This window comes from Trueperella bernardiae (assembly GCF_030246965.1).
GTDB lineage: Bacteria > Actinomycetota > Actinomycetes > Actinomycetales > Actinomycetaceae > Trueperella > Trueperella bernardiae.
Map to the genome: position 1 here is coordinate 1,986,806 of NZ_CP127099.1, position 16,179 is coordinate 2,002,984.

Below are 16,179 nucleotides of genomic sequence, written 5' to 3' on the forward strand. Positions count from 1 at the left end.
GTGTTCATAGGATAAAACGATATTGTTTTCGGTGGCGCTAAATAGCAGTATAAGTGTATCAACATCGGCAGTGACCAATTCGGAGGCGGGGTGACCATGAGCAAATGTGCTGAGAGCGTCACGGCGCGTCTGCGTGCACTCGTTGCACTGACGGTGGTGGCAGGCCTGGCGCTGGTCGGGGGCGTGCCAGCCGCCGTCGCGCAAGATTCCTCGACGCTTTCCACGGTCGCAGAGGCGACCGACGCCGCCACGCAAACAGACGGCCAGACGGAACCTTCCGGCAGCGCCGACACCGAATCGGCGGAGCCGGGAACCGCCGAAAACGCCAACCCCTCGATTGACAGTTCCGAGGAAGCTACGCCCGAAACGCCAAGTGCCGATAATTCAGCGGGGGGGGAGAGCAGCTTTCTGAGCTAGCCGCTCCGGATACGGCCGAGGGCGATCCGGAGGCAGATACGCAAGAGGGCGATCGGAGTTTCGCGGAGCCCAATTCTGACGGGTTCGAAGACTCGGGTCCGCTCATGTTCGCCGCACTGGGTGCGGCAGGCTCGGCGCCGGGTATCGAGGCCCTGTCCACGAACGGTGAGCTCTACCTTTTCAATCCGGCGACGGCGGACCTCGCCCCGTTGCCGCCGTACCTGCCCGGCATCCAGAACCTCACCTCCTACACGAGCCCCAACACCCGGCGGGAGGTTCGTCGTCCGCTGAGCAGCACCGAGTGTAAGGACGCCCGCCCCACAAGAACGGATGGCAAGTACTGCTACTTCTCCAAGGGCCTGAACTACAACGCTCTCGGCGTTGGGGAGGACGGCACTCGGTACGCGACGCTGAAGGTCGGGCAGACTGGCACCCCCTACGAGGGAAGGAGTGGCTCCTCAAAGGCGCCGCTTTTCCAAGTCTATAAGTACACGCCGGGCGACACGGAGTGGAGGAAGTTCGGAGACGAGTTCGAGTTCCCCTACAAGAAGGTGCCGGGTGGCAACGAGCTCAAGGATCTCACCTTCAACGGCGGTCAGGTGGCCCCCGACGGAACGTACTACCTCGCGATCACGGATCGCGAAGGCCCGGACAATGACAAGCGCCTTGTCGCGCACGTGTACAAGATGACGCCCGATGGCAGGTTAGACAAGGTCGGCGACGTCCGCGATTCCGCGCCTGGGGGCTCGAATGGCGACAACAACGGCGACTTGACGTTCACCGAATCCGGCGATCTTGTGGTGGTGTTTTCCCATCTGCAGGCCGATATTCCGGGCAGCTCGAACGCGGGCTACAACGAGGTGAGCTTTGAGGTGGTGACACGGGACACCCTCGCTTCGGCCCGGGGCGGCGAGCTCGCCTCCTATCACCTTGGCACTTCGAAAATTCGTCAAGGCCAGTCCATCGGTGAGCAAAACTCTGACGCGGCGCAGACGACGGGCATCTCGATTGGGCCCGACGGCTCGCTCATCACGTCGAACTACAAGAAGACCGACTCCATTTCGCATTTCTACCAGCACGACGCCAACGGTATTGCACGCGAGATTCGCTCGATGCCGCACGTCGGCGATCTGGGCACCTACTGGGAGATGGACCCGAACTCGCCGTGGGCATATCCGCTTGCCGCTTGGCGCGAAGAACGAACTGGCGCGGGCCGTCCCTACTATCGGCCAACGCCGTGGGTGGGCCAGATCTCCGATCTTGCAGGCGAAGCTGTCATCCCGTCCGTTGCCGTGAGGAAGGTCGTCAATGGCCGCGTGGACGCCGCCGACCAGTTCACGGTGAAAGTCGGGACGAACAACATCTCCCGGGAGGCGAGCACCTCAGGCGAGCAAACCGAGGTCACCACCGAGCGGCTCCCGGTGCTCGCGGGAACGCGGGTCACCCTCTCTGAGACGATCAACCGCCCCGGCGCCACGCTGGAGGGCTATACCGTCACGCTTCGCTGTGATGGCGGCGTCCAGCCCACGACGCCGAAGGTTTCGGGCGCCACGGCAACGGCGAGCGTCACCATTCCAAATGCCGTCGGTGACGTGGTGTGCACGTTTACGAACTCGGCGAAGGCCAACGGCAAGATGGAGTGGGCGAAGGTGAACGAGGACGGCGAGCTGCTCGCCGGCTCATCGTGGACGCTCGCACGCGAGGACGGCGCAACCTTCACCGTCGACGGCGCCACGCAGGAAGCGCCCAGCTTTACCGTCCCCGACGCAACAGCTCCCGGCGGCATCGACCAGGACACGGAGGAGGGTCGGCTGCTCCTCACCGGGCTTGGTCGCGGCACCTACACGCTGACGGAAGCGGTCGCCCCCGCGGGCTACGTGAAGTCGGGCAAGACCTACACGTTCACGATCAGCTCGCCGTCGCAGGAGGCACATAAGGTAGACCTCTACGACGGTCAAGATCCCGTGACCGGGCACAAGTGGCACAACGCGGTGGTCAACACGCCAATCAGGGGCTCGCTGACCTTCGAGAAGCGCGCGAAGCAAGGCGCGGCGGCCACGGGTGACGAGCCGCTGCTAAGCGGGTCGGAGTGGAAGCTGACGAACACGACGACGACCGACACGTGGACGATCACCGACTGCGTCGGCAACTCTCCCGCCGATTGCGAGCGCTCGGCGCACAACGACACAGACTCCCGGGCCGGAATTATCCAGGTCACGGGCCTCCCGCTCGGCACATACGAGCTGGTGGAAACGAAGGCTCCCGCGGGCTACGTCCTCGACGCGACGCCCACGACCTTCACAATCGCCGCCGACAACCCGGACGTGACGTTCGCGGGAGCGAAGGCGATCTACAACACACTACAGGCCGGACCTACGATTCCGCTCACCGGCGGGATCGGACGCGACTTCTACGCCTTTCTGGGTGCGGGGGTCCTCAGTTTCGCCCTGCTCATAAGGCTCGCGCAACCGCGTAAGCGTCACTGAAACAGGGCGAAGTTCAGCCCACAAGACGAAAGGTACTCGAGTGCAGTTTCTCAAGAAATTGAAGCAGCGCGCTGTGGCGACGACGGTCGTCGCCTTGGCTTCCGTCCTCACCCTCGGTGTGGGCGTTGCAAACGCCGCTCCGGGCGATATGCCGACCGGGCAAGGGTCGATTACGATCCACAAGCACAAGGAAGTCGGCAACACCAACCAGCTCAAGCCGGACGGAACTTCGGCCGCGCCGAGCGATCCGCTTAAGGGCGTGGAGTTCACCGTCACGAAGATCGAAGGTCTTGACCTGAACAAGAATGCTGATTGGCAGAAGGTCTCGACCCTGACTGTCGACCAGGTTGGTCAGAACGGTATCACCAGGGGTACCTCCCAGAAGGTGACGACCACTGAGGACGGATCGGTAGCAGTCAACAGCCTCGACATGGGCGTCTACCTCGTCGAGGAGACCGGGACGGGCGAGCACGCCATCACGAAGAAGGCGGCCCCGTTCTTCGTGACCATCCCGCTTCCGTTTGACGGCAAGTGGATCACCAACGTCCACGTCTACCCCAAGAACGTCGTCCAGACACCGGGTACTAAGGAAGTCTCGGACGACAAGGACACGCACAAGGTGGGTGACGTCCTTGAGTGGACCATCACGACGACGGCGACCACCGACACCCCGTCGGCATTCGGCGTGGTCGATGAGCTCAAGGACTACCTGAGCTATGTTGACCAGTCTGCGAAGGTCTACCTGAAGGACGCCGTCGATCCGCTGACGGACGTTACTGTCGAGCCGCTCACCGGCGGGAAGAACGGCGTTAAGATCACGCTCGGCGAGACTGCGCGTGCACAGATCAAGAAGGGTGACACCGTCAAGTTCGTCCTCAAAACCACGGTGACCGCGATCCCCGAGAACGGCATCGTCGAGAACAGCGCGTGGCCGATCGACAACGAGTACAACCCCTTCGAGGATCCGAACGTCCCCACCCCGCCGATCGACCCGACCAAGGATCCCTACTTCGGCGACTACAAGTTCAAGAAGGTGGACGCAGATAACCCGGGCAAGGAGCTGTCGGGTGCCGAGTTCGGCCTCTACCAGTGCAATGGCGACCAGACCACCGGTGACCCGATCGTGACAGCGGTCTCTGGCGAAGACGGCGTCGTCTCCTTCACCGGCATTTACCTCGGAACGTTCGACAAGGGCACCGCAGCCGACCAGGCGACGAAGGAGTTCTGCCTCAAGGAGACCAAGGCTCCGGCCGGCTACGTCCTTCCTGACACGGTGACGAAGGTGACGATCAAGGCCGGTAAGGTCACGACCCCGACTGAGCAACTCACCACCGTGACGAACACCCCGCAAGACGGCCCGGATCTGCCCCTCACCGGTGCGGCGGGCACGGCGCTGCTGACCGTGCTCGGCTTGGGCCTCGTGGGCGCCGGCGTGGCACTCTACGCGGTGAACTCTCGTTCGCGTAAGCGGAGCTAACATCACCTAGAGTTGTGGGGGTGCCTCAGCACCCCCACAACTGTGTATCTACGCATGCGTCGCCTCGTCAGTGCCTTCATCATCGCGCTCCTCGTCCTAGCCGGGAGCGGGCTCATTCTTTACCCCACGATCGCCTCATGGAAAAGTCAGTGGGACCAGTCCAAGGTGGTCGACTCCTACGCCAACCTGGTCGACCACGTCGAGCCGGACCGCCGCGAACAAGTCCAAGAAGCACGCCAATACAACGATCTGCTCGCCTCTGGGGCTGTCGTCGGATCGAACGAGCACGTGCCGCACGGCTCCGGCGTCGTTGACCTCGAATCGAACCCGGACGTCCTGCCCTACGACCAGCAGCTGAAGGCTGGCGAGGCGGGGATCATGGGCAGGATCCGCATTCCGTCGATCGACGTGGATCTGCCGATCTACCATGGCACGAGCGAGGAGACACTACTTAAGGGCGCAGGTCATCTGGAGGGAACGTCGCTACCCGTGGGCGGGGACTCCACCCGGACGGTGATCACCGCACACCGTGGTCTGCCCGAAGCTACCCTCTTCAACAACCTCGACCAGGTCAAAGAGGGAGACACTTTTACGCTCGAGGTCTTTGGTGAGGTGCTGACGTACCGCGTCTTCTCCACGCAAGTGGTCGAGCCCCAAGACAGTCAAGCGGTGCTCGTTGAGCCCGGCCGCGACCTGGCGACTCTCATCACCTGCACCCCGCTCGGCGTCAACAGCCACCGCATCCTTGTTACCGGCGAGCGCATCATCCCCACCCCTGCCGCCGACGTCGACAGCGCCGGCCAGGCCTCCGAGCTCCCGCGGTTCCCCTGGTGGCTGCCCATCTCCATTGCGGTGTTGCTCCTCATTGCGGTCTACCTCGGGCGCGAGATTGTGCTCTACCGGCGTGAGGCCCGTGTTGCTAACAGGTGAGTTTGGTGGTTTTGGTCCGGAAATCTGGCGTTTTCGGGCTCAGATTCACTAGTTAGCCACGGGTCGACCAGAAGAGCCCGCCGCGCCCGCCGGCACGGGCTGGCAGCCCGGCCCTACCACGCCGCCTAGAGCCACCCCTGGTCCTGGGCGGCCCGCGCTGCCTCGCTCCGCGTAGTGACGCCCATCTTCCCGATCGCCGAGGACAGGTGGTTGCGCACCGTCCCCTTGGACAGGTGCACGCGCCCCGCAATATCAGCCACTTTCCCGCCTTCGAGGGCGATGCGCAGGATCTCGCGCTCGCGGGCAGTGAGGGGGTTCGCCCCGGAAAACAGGGATTCGGTGGCGAGCGCCGGGTCGATCACGCGCTTGCCGGCGTGCACGCCGCGGACCATGTCGGCCAGCTGTTCGGCGGGTGTTTCTTTCACCACGAACCCGCGTGCCCCGGCCTCCAGCGCCCGCTGCAGGTAGCCCGGCCGCCCGAACGTGGTCACCACCAGACACTTCACCTCCGGCCACCGGCCCGCGATCTGCCGCGTGGCCTCGATCCCGTCCATGCCGGGCATCTCGATGTCCACCAGCGCCACATCCGGCGCCACCTTGCCCACCAGCGCCACGAGTTCCTCGCCGTCCCCGGCCTCGCCCACCACCTCGATGCCGTCCTCAAGCGAGAGTAGCGCGGCGAGCGCGCCCCGCACGAGCGCCTGGTCATCAGCGAGAACAACGCGTATTGGGCTCACAGTTCCACCTCGATTTGCGCCCCGCGCCCGCCCGGCCCGGGGCTTGTCACCTTCAGCCTACCGCCGGCGTTCTCCACGCGCTGGCGTAGCCCGCGCAGTCCGTTGCCCTCGGACATCGGCGAGAACCCCACACCGTCGTCGGCCACCACGATCCTCTGTGCACCAATCTTGATCCACGCGTGTCGCGCCCCCGAGTGGCGCACGATGTTGGTCATCGCCTCACGCACCACCCAGCCGAAGAGGATGCGGTGGCTGGGGTCGGCGTCGTCGGCGCTGCCGGTGATGGTGAGGGCGATGCCGGCGTCGTCGGCGACCTCCTCAATGTGCGTGAGCTCCGCGGCCAGCTGCCGCCCGGCGAGCCCGGACACGGTGGAGCGGACCTCGGCGATGGCTTGCCGGCTGAGCTGGTGGATGTCGGCGATTTCGGCGCGGGCGCGCTCGACGTCGCGGTCGAGGAGTTTGTTGGCGAGCTCGGATTTGAGGGAGATGACGGTGAGGGTGTGGCCGAGGACGTCGTGGACGTCGCGGGCGATGCGCTCGCGTTCGTCGAGGGTGGCTTCGCGGCGGGCGGCGCGCTTGTCGCGCTCGGATTGGCGCGTGAAGTAGCTGCTGCCGATGGTGGAGACGTACACGGCCACCGCGATGAACCCCAGGGCCCACATCCCGTCCCCCGGCAGGCGCGAGATCAGCCCGACGACGACCGCACACAGCAGCCCTCCCGCCCAATACCCGATGCGCGGGGGCAGGGTGATGACGAGCTGGGCCACCACGTAGATCCCAAGTGCGGCGGCGCCGGGGTAGACCGCGGTGTTGGCGATGAAGATGGCGCCGGACACGGCGACGGCTACTGCCGTGGCGGGGTAGAAAGTGTCGGAGAAGGGGTCGGGACGGGTGAGCGCGTAGGCGGTGCCGGTGATGTACGCGGCGGCGAAGAGGGCCAGGCCCCCGAGCTGGACAGCCTTCAGCCACGCGGGCTCCGTCTGCCCGAGGATCTCTACCACCGGATTGATGAGGAACACCAGCCACACGAACGCCATTGCCATGCCGCCCACCTGCTCGCGCAGCTCTTCGCGTGAGCGTTTCACGACGCCGTCGCCCCGGCCCGCGCTGCCCGCCCGGCTTGTGCTGCCCGACCAGCCCGCTTCGCGTCCGCGCCAAGCACGGCCGGTGCGGCCGGCCCCCTCGGCACCGGCCGCACCCTCAGCGCGCCTGCTCACTGGCGTTCACCCCGGCGTCGTAGGGCGAGGGCGGCGAGGCCGATGAACACGGCCGTCCACACCCCGAAGGACACGAGGGCCTGCCACAGTTCGTCGGTGTAGGCCTCGCCCTGCCCGGTGGTCCACATCCCTTCAGCGACGGGCCAGCGGGCAAGCGTGATGTAGCCCCACATCGGGGTGAAGCGGGAGGCCTCGAGCAGCTTGCCGGACAGGGGCACGAACAGGTTGCCGGCGAAAGCGAAGAGGAGGACCAGGGCGTTGACCACCGACGTCGCCGACTGCGAGCGCATCACGTAGCTGAGCGCCAGCCCGACCAGCGCGAACGGTAGCGCGCCCACCGCCACAATGAGGAAGGACCCCACCCACGCCCACGCCGTGCCCTTCGCGCCGGTGGGTGCCGCCACTGCGTAGATGATGGCCACGGTGATGAGGGCAAAGGCCGCGGCGGTCAGGGACTTGTTGAGCGCGTAGCGCCCGGCGGTCAGCGGGGTGAGGGAGATCTGGCGCCCCCACCCCTGCAGCTTTTCCACCCCGGCCTGGGAGGCGAGGCTAGCGGTGGCGGCCACGGCGCCGTAAGCGGCCATGCCCACCATGATCGCCATGGCGAGGTTGCCGTTCGCCGCGCTCTCCTGCCCGTAGCTCTGGGCCGCGCCGAAGATGAGGTACATGAGCACGGGCACCCCGATGATGAACAGGACTCCGGGGTCGCGCAGCATGCGCTTGAGGTCGATGGCGATCATGTTAGGCTCCAGTCTTCTCGGTCGAGGTCAGGGTGAGGAAGGCGTCCTCGAGCGAGGCCTCGGTGATGATGAGGTCGGTGATGGGGTGGGCGAGGAGGATGCGGGCGGCGTCGTCGGAGTGTGCCGTGCGCACCTCGAGGGTTTGCCCGTCCCACGACGCCGTGGTGCCCGGAAGCGCCGCAAGCTCGGCGGCGAGCGTCTCGCGTTCCGTGGCCGGCAGGGCGCAGGCCGTGGCCCGCACGTGGCGTAGGCCCGCGATCGAGCGCACCTGGGAGGTCGGCCCGTCGGCGACGATGCGGCCGGCGTTCATGAGGATCGTGCGCTTGGCGAACTCCTCGGCTTCGGCGAGGTAGTGGGTGGCGAAGATGACGGTGCGCCCGTGGTGGGATTCCTCGTAGATGTTGGCCCAAAATTCGCGGCGGGCGGCCACGTCCATGCCGGTGGTGGGTTCGTCGAGGATGAGGACGTCGGGCTCGGGCAGGAGGGCGAGTGCGAACTTGAGGCGCTGCTGTTCGCCGCCGGAGCACTTGCCCACGCGGCGCCCCGCGATGGGGGTGAGGCCGGTGCGCTCGATGACGGAGTCGATCGGTTGGGCGCCCGGGTAGCACGCGGCGATGTAGGCCACGGACTCGCGCACGGTCATGTCGGCCAGTAGCCCGCCGGTCTGGAGGAGGGCGCTGATGCGGCCGGCGCGGATCGCCGCCGCCGGGGTGCCGCCGAGCACCGACACCTGCCCGGAGGTGGGATGGGTGAGGCCGAGGATCATGTCGAGCGTGGTGGTCTTGCCGGCCCCATTTGGGCCAAGGAGCGCGACCACCTCACCCGGCTCAATCACCAGGTCAATGCCATCCACGGCGGTGACGTTGCCAAACTTCTTCGTAAGCGCCTTGGCGCTGATTGCGTTCATGACTCCATTGTGCCCAGCCACCCGCGCGCGCAGAAGTGCCGGGTGACCGGACTTTTCCATGACCACTGTCATGGGTTTGCCGTGTCACCCGGCACGGGCGAGCCGCCGGTCCGACAGAAGTCGTGAATATACCGGCTACCGGTTCCTATAGGAGCCTGGTGGACCGCAGATTCACGAGTTCTGACGGAGCCACCGCCTGCTAGTCGTTCTTGCGCGACTTTTGGGACAGCACCATCGCCTGGATCGGTGCGGTGGCGACCACCGCCGCGAGCGTGAGCGCAATGCCGAGGCCGACCACCCACACGAGGATGACGAGGTTGTCGGTGTTGGCCTTTTGCTCGGCGAAGGTGCCGAGTAGGGCGCCGAGGCCGATGGTCACGGAGAGCATGAGCAGCAACGGCGGGATAACCTGCCACAGGCGGGCCTTGAGGAGGGTGGAGTAGGGCAGGCCGATCCGCATGAGGGCGGCGGATTCCTCGGCGCGGTCGAACACGTCGGAGGCCTGGTGGATGAGGGTGCCCGTGGCGCCCAGAATGAGGGAGAAGGCGAGCGCGATCGCGACACCCTTGGTGATGTCGCCGGTGAGGGTGCGTCTGAGGTTGTCCACGTCCTCGTTGATGCTGCCGTAGCCGGTGACGTCCATGGTCATGATGAACACGACCACGGAGGCCAGGAGCGCCATGAGCGAGATCGCGGAGATGTTGCGCCATGCGGCGCGGGGGTCGTCGAGGACGCGGCGGGTGCCGAGCAGGCGCGGGGTGCGGGCCGTGACGGCCACGGGGCGGGCGGCCATCTGGATGAACAGTGGGCCGGCCAGCGACACGGTGAGGAAGAAGACCATGAGCATGAGCGCGGACAAGAGGAAGTTTGCGATGGTGGAGGTCTCTGGGTCGAGGTTCTGCATCATGACGCCCAGCACCGGGATCGCGGCGACGACGCCGATCACCCGCCAGTATTTCATCGCCTTCGGGGTCTCCCGGCGCGAGACGCCGAGCGGGGAGATGGACACGCGCCACAGGCCGGCCAGGGTGGAGCCGATCGTGATGACGGCGACCAGCGCGGCGGCGGCGAGCCAGCCCCACCAGGGCAGGAGCATCTCGGTGGTGGTGATGGGCAAAGTGGTGAAGCTCATGTTCGACCACGCGGGCAAGGTGAGGAGGTAGATCGCCCCGCCGATCGTGAAGCCGACAGCGGCCTGGATGAGGGTTTCCACGAGGGTCATGAGGTTGACCTGGCCGGCGCTGAGTCCGATGAGGCGCAGGGAGGCGAGGCGGCGGGCGCGGCCGTTCGCGCCGAGCCGGGCGGCCGAGGCGCCAAGGGAGAGGAGGGGGATAATGAGCAGGCCGAGCGCGAGCACCGCCAGGCTCATGTAGACCCCGCTCAACCCGTCCGTGACGTCGAGCGGGACGCCCTGCTCGAGTAGGCGCGGGCCCGTGGTGTCCAGCCGCTCGTAGAACATCCACACGCCCCCGGCGGTGGTGAGCAGCAGCCAGGAAGAGACGGAGAAGGCGACGACGGCGAGCGCGTCCAACAGCGCGTGCCCGCGGGCGTTGCGGATCCGGGAGGTGGCGAGGTGACCCGTCATCTGCAGCGTGTTCATCGGGCCACCTCCGCGCCCTGCACCTGCGACATTGGGCGATCGGTGTGGATGAGGCCGTCGCGAATCTCCACCAGGCGGTCGCACCAGGAGGCGACCTTGAGGTCGTGGGTGACGACCACCAGGGTGGTGCCGTTCATGCGGGCGGTGGTGGACAGCAGCTGCATGACCTCGTGGCCGGTGGCCTGGTCGAGCGCGCCGGTCGGCTCGTCAGCGAAGATGATCGCCGGGCTGGAGACCATCGCGCGGGCAATCGCCACGCGCTGGGCCTGCCCGCCCGACATCTCGCCCGGGCGCTTCTTCGCCTGCTCCGCCACCCCGAGGCGGTAGAGCCACTCCTCGGCCCGGCGCAGGCCCTCCCCGCGCTTGACCCCAGCGGCGAACAGGGGCAGCGCAACGTTCTCCCGCGCGGTCAGCTCCGGAACCAGCTGCCCGTCTTGGAACACGAAACCGAGGCGCTCGCGGCGCAACTTCGACCGGCCGGCGTCGTTCAGCGACGTGACGGAGGTGGTGCCAAGGCGCACGTCGCCGTCGTCGGGAACAAGGATGCCGGACAGGACGTGCAAAAGCGTGGATTTGCCGGACCCCGAGGGGCCCATGACGGCGACGAGTTCGCCCGCGTCGATGTGGAGGTCGACCCCGGCGAGGGCGTGGACCTTACCGTACGTTTTTACCAAGTGCGTTGCATTGAGTTCGTTCATGGTTCCATTCAAACCCGGGCCGGCACCGATTTCGAGGGTGCTACCTGCCCAATTGGGGGTAGGGCTAGGTCTACCTTTTCGCGGGGGCGACGGCGCGGGGGTCGAGAGTGTCGGAGGGCGCCGATAGGCTAGAGGTATGTGGAGGAAGAAGGACGTGGCGCGGCAAGTCGAGGAGCTGACCGACTCGCGACGGCAAATCGTGTCCGCGTTCGAGATCGAGCGGCGGCGCATCGAACGCGACCTTCACGACGGTGCCCAACAGCACCTCGTCGCCTCCGGGATGGCGATCGGGGAAGCACAGTTCTTGCTGGACATGGCGGGGGCCGCGGGGGAGATCCCGCCGGCGCTCGCGGACCTGCCGGGGATCGTGGCGCGGGCGCTGCAGACGAACGAGGAGGCGCTGCGGGCCCTGCGCGAAACCGTGAATGAGATCCACCCCAAGGTGCTGTCGGACCTGGGGCTGGAAAGGGCCGTGCGCGGGGCGGCGGAGCGCAGCCCGGTGCCGGTGCGGGTGGTGGTGCCGCACGCGCTGCCCGACATGCCCGAAGGGGTGATGGCCGCCGCGTACTTCCTGGCCACCGAGGCGCTGACGAACGTGGCGAAGTACGCGCCGGGAGCGCGGACCACCTTGCTGTTGGCGGCGGATGAGACGCTGAGGGTGTCGGTGGTGGATGACGGGCCGGGCGGGGCGTCGGTGGTGGCCGGGCATGGGCTGGCCGGGCTGCGGGAGCGGCTGGCCGCGTTCGGCGGGAAGCTGGAGGTGAACTCGCCGGTGGGCGGGCCCACGATGGTGGTGGGCACGATTCCGCTGCTGCTATACCGAGGCGAGAGTGCGATTGGGGGAGTGCAATGAAGATCTTCTTGGCCGATGACGCGACCTTGGTGCGCGAGGGGCTGGCCGGCATCCTCGAGCGTGTGGGGCACACCGTGGTGGGGCAGACCTCCGACGCGCCCAGCACGCTCGCGGCTGTGCGGGAGCTACTCGCGGGTGATCCGGGGGCGGTGGACGTGCTGGTCACGGACGTGCGGATGCCGCCGACGATGAGCGACGACGGGCTGCGGGTGGCCGTGGAGCTGCGGTCCGACTTCCCCGACCTGTCGGTCATGGTACTGAGCCAGTACGTGGCGCCCGCCTATGCGTCCGCGCTGTTCGACCCGGTGGCGATGGCTCGGCCCGGCGCTGACCGCGGGGGCCTGGGGTACCTGCTCAAGGAGCGGGTGTCGCGGGTGGCGGACTTCGTGCACTCGCTGTCGATCGTGGCGGGCGGCGGCGTTGTGGTGGACCCGGAGGTGGCCGTGGGGCTGGTACGCGGGAAGGCGAGCGCGTTGGACGCGCTGACCCCGCGTGAATCCGAGGTGCTGGAGCTCATGGCGCAGGGGAAGTCGAACGCAGAGATCGCCGGGGAGCTGTACTTGTCCGGCGCGGCGGTGTCCAAGCACGTGGCGAACGTGTTTTCCAAGCTGGGGCTGCCGGCCGGGGAGGAGAACCGGCGGGTGCGGGCGGTGCTGACGTACCTGACGGCCACAGGCGCGGTGTAGGCGAGGGTGCTTGCTCGCTGGTGTGTGTCCCGCCGGCCGGTCCGCCGGCAGGCGGAGGCCTCGGCGTCGCCAGTCGCCGCTGTGGGTCCAGCCCCCGGCTCGGCGTCGTTGGCCCTGCTTCCGATAGGAAGAACTTAGTGCCCGTGCGCCTATACGAGCTGAGCGACACTTCTCTTGAGAATCTGACACAGCGCCCGACACGTCTCTTGAATATGGCGTCTACCGATCGCTATATGGGCTCGGTCGCGCTCAGACTCAACAGTTGTGTCAGGTTGAGGACAGACACATCGCACGCTCGCCCTGTGAGCGAGTTACTGGCTTCGAGGCGGCGGTCATGAGGCAATTCCGAGCGAGGGTTGGACACCCACGCTTCTCTAGCAAGGGAGGACTGATGCGCGGTGTTTCATAATGCCGGTCGGCTCGCCTATTCCGCAGCTTCAGCGAAGGAGTCGACAGGCGTAAGCCCAACATGTGATTCTTCGTGAAAGCGATGAGTACTAGCTTGTGTGACAAGTAAATATCATCCCCAACCACCACGTGACGGACCTCGTCAACTGGTGCCATCAACGGCCATATCCCGCGCCTTCGTATCATTCCTACGCGTGTGGCTAGCACGGCAAGCCGAGCAGCGGAACCGTGGTTTACCAGCACTGGTCGCACCCCGGTTTTGTGTTAGTGTTCCGCAGATTCTACAGCGAGGATTCTCCACCCCAGCATGAAGCTGAGTCCAAACCCGACTTTAACGCAAGAAAACGGGCCAGCCGCTGAAAAAATCAACACCGTTGGGGGGCTTCGATGCTATAATTCTTACACACATCTGGAAAATGTGATAAGATCCACACGTGAAAAAGAACGCGCTCAGTTTAGCCTTCGCGGGCGCTGCTCTGATCGCGGCGACCGGATTCGGCGTGGCTACTGACGATGTTTCAGCCACACCGGATGTTGAGAATGATTCGCGCGCAAGGAGTGTCGCGGATACTCCACTTGCGCAACTTGTTGAGATGCCGGAGCCGGTTGAGTATTATGTGGCATCTGCTGGGGACATCGGTCTACCCCCTGAAGATGCACCGTACACTACTGACGGTTTCGAGATCGTGGGACAGTATTTTGATACGGACTTGGGTGTTGGCTATGTTGCGATCTCGCGCGAGGATGCGACAAGCGCGAAGGCGGAATTGAACCTCTCTCCCGAGTATGCACTAGAGTCATCCAATGCTTCTCACCTACGGAGTGATGCACTTTCCGGCGATGGTCGCGACAGTGTGGTTGTTGTGATGTCTAAGTACACTGCCGCACAGATATCTTCTGCAATGGAGCAGTTAACAGCACACTTCCAAGCGACGGGCGCACGGGTCGCGTTTGGTTACCATGCACAAAGCGACACCATTGAGCTGAGCGGTGAGCTGACTGAAGGCGACCTTGAGCTGCTCCCAGATACAGGCGTTGGATACTCATTCGTGCCGGGATATTATCAAGACGATGCGTACAACGAAAATGTGCGGGCCCCATTTGTTGGGGGAGCGTCAATTCTTGGCTATCGGCAGGGGAATTTGTATTCGTGTACGAGTGGTATTCCCGCTGAGAATAGTAATGGTGCACGTGGGTTTTTTACTGCGGGTCATTGTTTCGATTTGCTCTCGCATGTCTGGACATCTTCTTCGCGTGCAGGTGTTTCTAATTCAGGTCGGGTTACACACAAATATAATGCGAGCATTGATGCAGAGTTTGTGAGCGGCAAGACATACGAAGGAAAGATCCTTTCTGGTGGTGAGAGGAAGCCCGTGGCGGGCACTTGGCACCCCATGGGGTCACAAGGAAATCGGCTGTGCTTTCAGGGAAGAACGAGTGGAAACGTTTGTAATAACCAAGTAATTAGCTATGGCATATCACGATGCTTTGGTACCGGTTGTTATGGCAACCTCATTAGTCTACGAGGTGGTACCTCAAGCCAAGGTGGTGATTCTGGGGGGCCGGTATTCGCCAACTTCGGTAGCTCGGTCAGAGTAACGGGAATGATAACCGGCCACTTTGATCCCTTGGTCGGGCAATCCACGACATATGTTACTGATTGGCGTGCAGTGCGGGATAACTATGGAGCGAGATTGATATATGGCTAGGCTACGAAATGGTGGTGCGCTGGCGGGAATCCTCCTGCTTGCGCTGGCGGGGTGCGCCGGCCAAGCCGAGGATCTGAAGGCGCCGACTCTGCAGCGAGCGGAGTATGTCTTAAGTGTTGCGGCCATCAATACCTTGAAAGAGATCAGGGTGGGTGGCGATGAACTGTGCCCAATCAATGAGCGCGGCGCGCTGCTTGTCTTCGCGGGAACGGCTACGGGCCCTGCGGATGGCGCCTACCTTGACGTCAACGGCACAAGGATCAAGGCCGGTGACGTCTTTTTGACTGGCGAACAGTCGGATATCGACGGGGGCTTCGACTGCGGAGGCGAACACTTTGAGAACGCTAGGCGTGTTCTCGTCGAAGAGATTACGCTATCTGAGTAGCGGCGCGCCCAGATGTGTGGGGCGCTTGGGGTAGGAACTGTATGGAATTACTCGTGGCTGGACCGCGCCCGCTTAATGAGCGCACTTTCATTGCGGATAATGGATCCGTGGTTCGGCGCCGGCAGGACCGGCCAAGCCCAGCCGAAGCACGGCGCGGCGCGTATCACACCCTGGGACTTCGACGGCTCCACTATGCAGGGCGATTCCGTGACCGCGGTCTACTCCCTACCCGCCCAAACCTTCCCCGGCCGAGCCTTTGGCCTCGCGTTGCGCTACGAGGTCACCTTCGGCCCAGAGCTTGAGCTCAAACTGACGGTCATCAACCAAGGTGACGAGACGACGTCGTTCGAAGAAGCGCTCCACACCTACCTAGCTGTCGACGACATCAGGGGCGTGCGGATTGAGGGTCTAGATGGTGCGTCCTACGTCGACCACGCCGGCGCCAAGACGGAGAAGACGCAGATGGGCGAAGTCGTCTTTACGGGTCAGGCCGCTCGCGTATACGCGCGCGGCGCCACGGTGATCCTGCACGGAGCGGCAGGCGGCCGTGCGCTCAAGATCGCCTTCGAGGGTGCCACCAACACGGTGTGTGGAATCCGTGGATCGATGGCGCGGCTGCGATCGTGGGGATCCTTGATGCTGCCAGCGTGGCGAGGAGTTGACTAGTAGGGCCACAAACATCCGGCCCGGCGACACGCCGATCGCCTCAGAAGACATAGATCGTTGGCACCCATCGTGCCCGCGCTTGGCCCGGTTGCGCGCGGATCGCGTTCGTGAAGACACGTCGCGGGCGAAACTCACTGCGAAAAATACATGCATGTGATTCGAAAGCGACTACTATATGTAGTGTTCGCGTTTTTTCGAGACGGCACATCTTGTGTTTTCTGGAATATGCCCAGAAAGCGTAGCCGACCGGCTAAATGCGGCCC

15 protein-coding genes and 1 pseudogene are annotated in these 16,179 nt (G+C 64.7%); 9 read left to right on the top strand and 7 right to left on the bottom strand.

Annotated features, from left to right (window positions below; translation table 11 throughout):
• The first annotated feature begins 90 nt into the window (after positions 1-90).
• The 4 genes from QPC17_RS09110 (at position 91) to QPC17_RS09125 (ending at position 5,310) form a co-directional block, all read left to right on the top strand.
• Positions 91-417, top strand: coding sequence for a hypothetical protein (locus QPC17_RS09110; RefSeq protein WP_285347269.1), 327 nt, complete (start codon positions 91-93; stop codon positions 415-417).
• Between the two features lie 104 nt (positions 418-521).
• The gene (locus QPC17_RS09115) at positions 522-2,903 is read left to right on the top strand and encodes a SpaA isopeptide-forming pilin-related protein (RefSeq protein ID WP_285347270.1); all 2,382 of its coding nucleotides are present in this window, start codon (positions 522-524) and stop codon (positions 2,901-2,903) included.
• A 40-nt stretch (positions 2,904-2,943) separates the two neighbouring features.
• A complete protein-coding gene (locus QPC17_RS09120; protein WP_062612788.1) occupies positions 2,944-4,380 on the top strand; it encodes a SpaH/EbpB family LPXTG-anchored major pilin in 1,437 nt (478 codons plus the stop codon).
• Between the two features lie 54 nt (positions 4,381-4,434).
• The gene (locus QPC17_RS09125; RefSeq protein WP_062612787.1) at positions 4,435-5,310 is read left to right on the top strand and encodes a class C sortase; all 876 of its coding nucleotides are present in this window, start codon (positions 4,435-4,437) and stop codon (positions 5,308-5,310) included.
• 125 nt (positions 5,311-5,435) lie between these two features.
• On the opposite strand, the gene QPC17_RS09130 is transcribed toward QPC17_RS09125, so the two are convergent.
• The 6 genes from QPC17_RS09130 to QPC17_RS09155 all read right to left on the bottom strand — a co-directional run bounded on the left by QPC17_RS09130 (position 5,436) and on the right by QPC17_RS09155 (position 11,209).
• Complete coding sequence (locus QPC17_RS09130) at positions 5,436-6,047, bottom strand: response regulator transcription factor (protein ID WP_068538901.1); 612 nt, start codon at positions 6,045-6,047, stop codon at positions 5,436-5,438.
• Positions 6,044-7,132: a sensor histidine kinase gene (locus tag QPC17_RS09135; RefSeq protein ID WP_068538900.1), complete on the bottom strand. Its 1,089-nt coding sequence runs from the start codon at positions 7,130-7,132 to the stop codon at positions 6,044-6,046. Before QPC17_RS09135 ends, QPC17_RS09130 begins: the two co-directional genes overlap by 4 nt.
• A 128-nt stretch (positions 7,133-7,260) precedes the next feature.
• Positions 7,261-8,004 (bottom strand): ABC transporter permease, encoded by a 744-nt coding sequence (locus QPC17_RS09140; protein ID WP_068538899.1) that lies wholly within the window; start codon positions 8,002-8,004, stop codon positions 7,261-7,263.
• A 1-nt stretch (position 8,005) separates the two neighbouring features.
• Positions 8,006-8,911 (bottom strand): ABC transporter ATP-binding protein, encoded by a 906-nt coding sequence (locus tag QPC17_RS09145; protein WP_068538898.1) that lies wholly within the window; start codon positions 8,909-8,911, stop codon positions 8,006-8,008.
• Between the two features lie 199 nt (positions 8,912-9,110).
• A complete protein-coding gene (locus QPC17_RS09150) occupies positions 9,111-10,511 on the bottom strand; it encodes an FtsX-like permease family protein (RefSeq protein WP_062612779.1) in 1,401 nt (466 codons plus the stop codon).
• Positions 10,508-11,209 (bottom strand): ABC transporter ATP-binding protein, encoded by a 702-nt coding sequence (locus tag QPC17_RS09155; RefSeq protein ID WP_062612778.1) that lies wholly within the window; start codon positions 11,207-11,209, stop codon positions 10,508-10,510. Before QPC17_RS09155 ends, QPC17_RS09150 begins: the two co-directional genes overlap by 4 nt.
• A 136-nt stretch (positions 11,210-11,345) precedes the next feature.
• Between QPC17_RS09155 and QPC17_RS09160 the strand changes: the two genes are divergently transcribed.
• Positions 11,346-12,062, top strand: a complete 717-nt coding sequence (locus tag QPC17_RS09160; RefSeq protein WP_062612776.1) for a sensor histidine kinase — start codon at positions 11,346-11,348, stop codon at positions 12,060-12,062.
• A complete protein-coding gene (locus QPC17_RS09165) occupies positions 12,059-12,748 on the top strand; it encodes a response regulator transcription factor (protein WP_062612774.1) in 690 nt (229 codons plus the stop codon). The genes QPC17_RS09160 and QPC17_RS09165 overlap by 4 nt, the downstream gene beginning before the upstream one ends.
• Positions 12,749-13,210: 462 nt before the next feature.
• Here QPC17_RS09165 and QPC17_RS09170 read toward each other — a convergent pair.
• A pseudogene (locus tag QPC17_RS09170) lies at positions 13,211-13,457 on the bottom strand (IS256-like element ISAod1 family transposase); the annotation flags it as partial.
• 133 nt (positions 13,458-13,590) lie between these two features.
• On the opposite strand from QPC17_RS09170, the gene QPC17_RS09175 reads away from it, so the two are divergent.
• The 3 genes from QPC17_RS09175 to QPC17_RS09185 all read left to right on the top strand — a co-directional run bounded on the left by QPC17_RS09175 (position 13,591) and on the right by QPC17_RS09185 (position 15,916).
• Entirely contained in the window at positions 13,591-14,865 is a 1,275-nt protein-coding gene (locus tag QPC17_RS09175; protein ID WP_148132413.1) for a chymotrypsin family serine protease, read from the top strand.
• Positions 14,858-15,250 carry a hypothetical protein gene (locus QPC17_RS09180; RefSeq protein WP_068538896.1) on the top strand — a complete coding sequence of 131 codons (393 nt, stop codon included), beginning with the start codon at positions 14,858-14,860 and terminating at the stop codon, positions 15,248-15,250. Before QPC17_RS09175 ends, QPC17_RS09180 begins: the two co-directional genes overlap by 8 nt.
• Positions 15,251-15,349: 99 nt before the next feature.
• Positions 15,350-15,916: an aldose epimerase family protein gene (locus QPC17_RS09185; protein WP_070446188.1), complete on the top strand. Its 567-nt coding sequence runs from the start codon at positions 15,350-15,352 to the stop codon at positions 15,914-15,916.
• Positions 15,917-16,179: the final 263 nt, after the last annotated feature.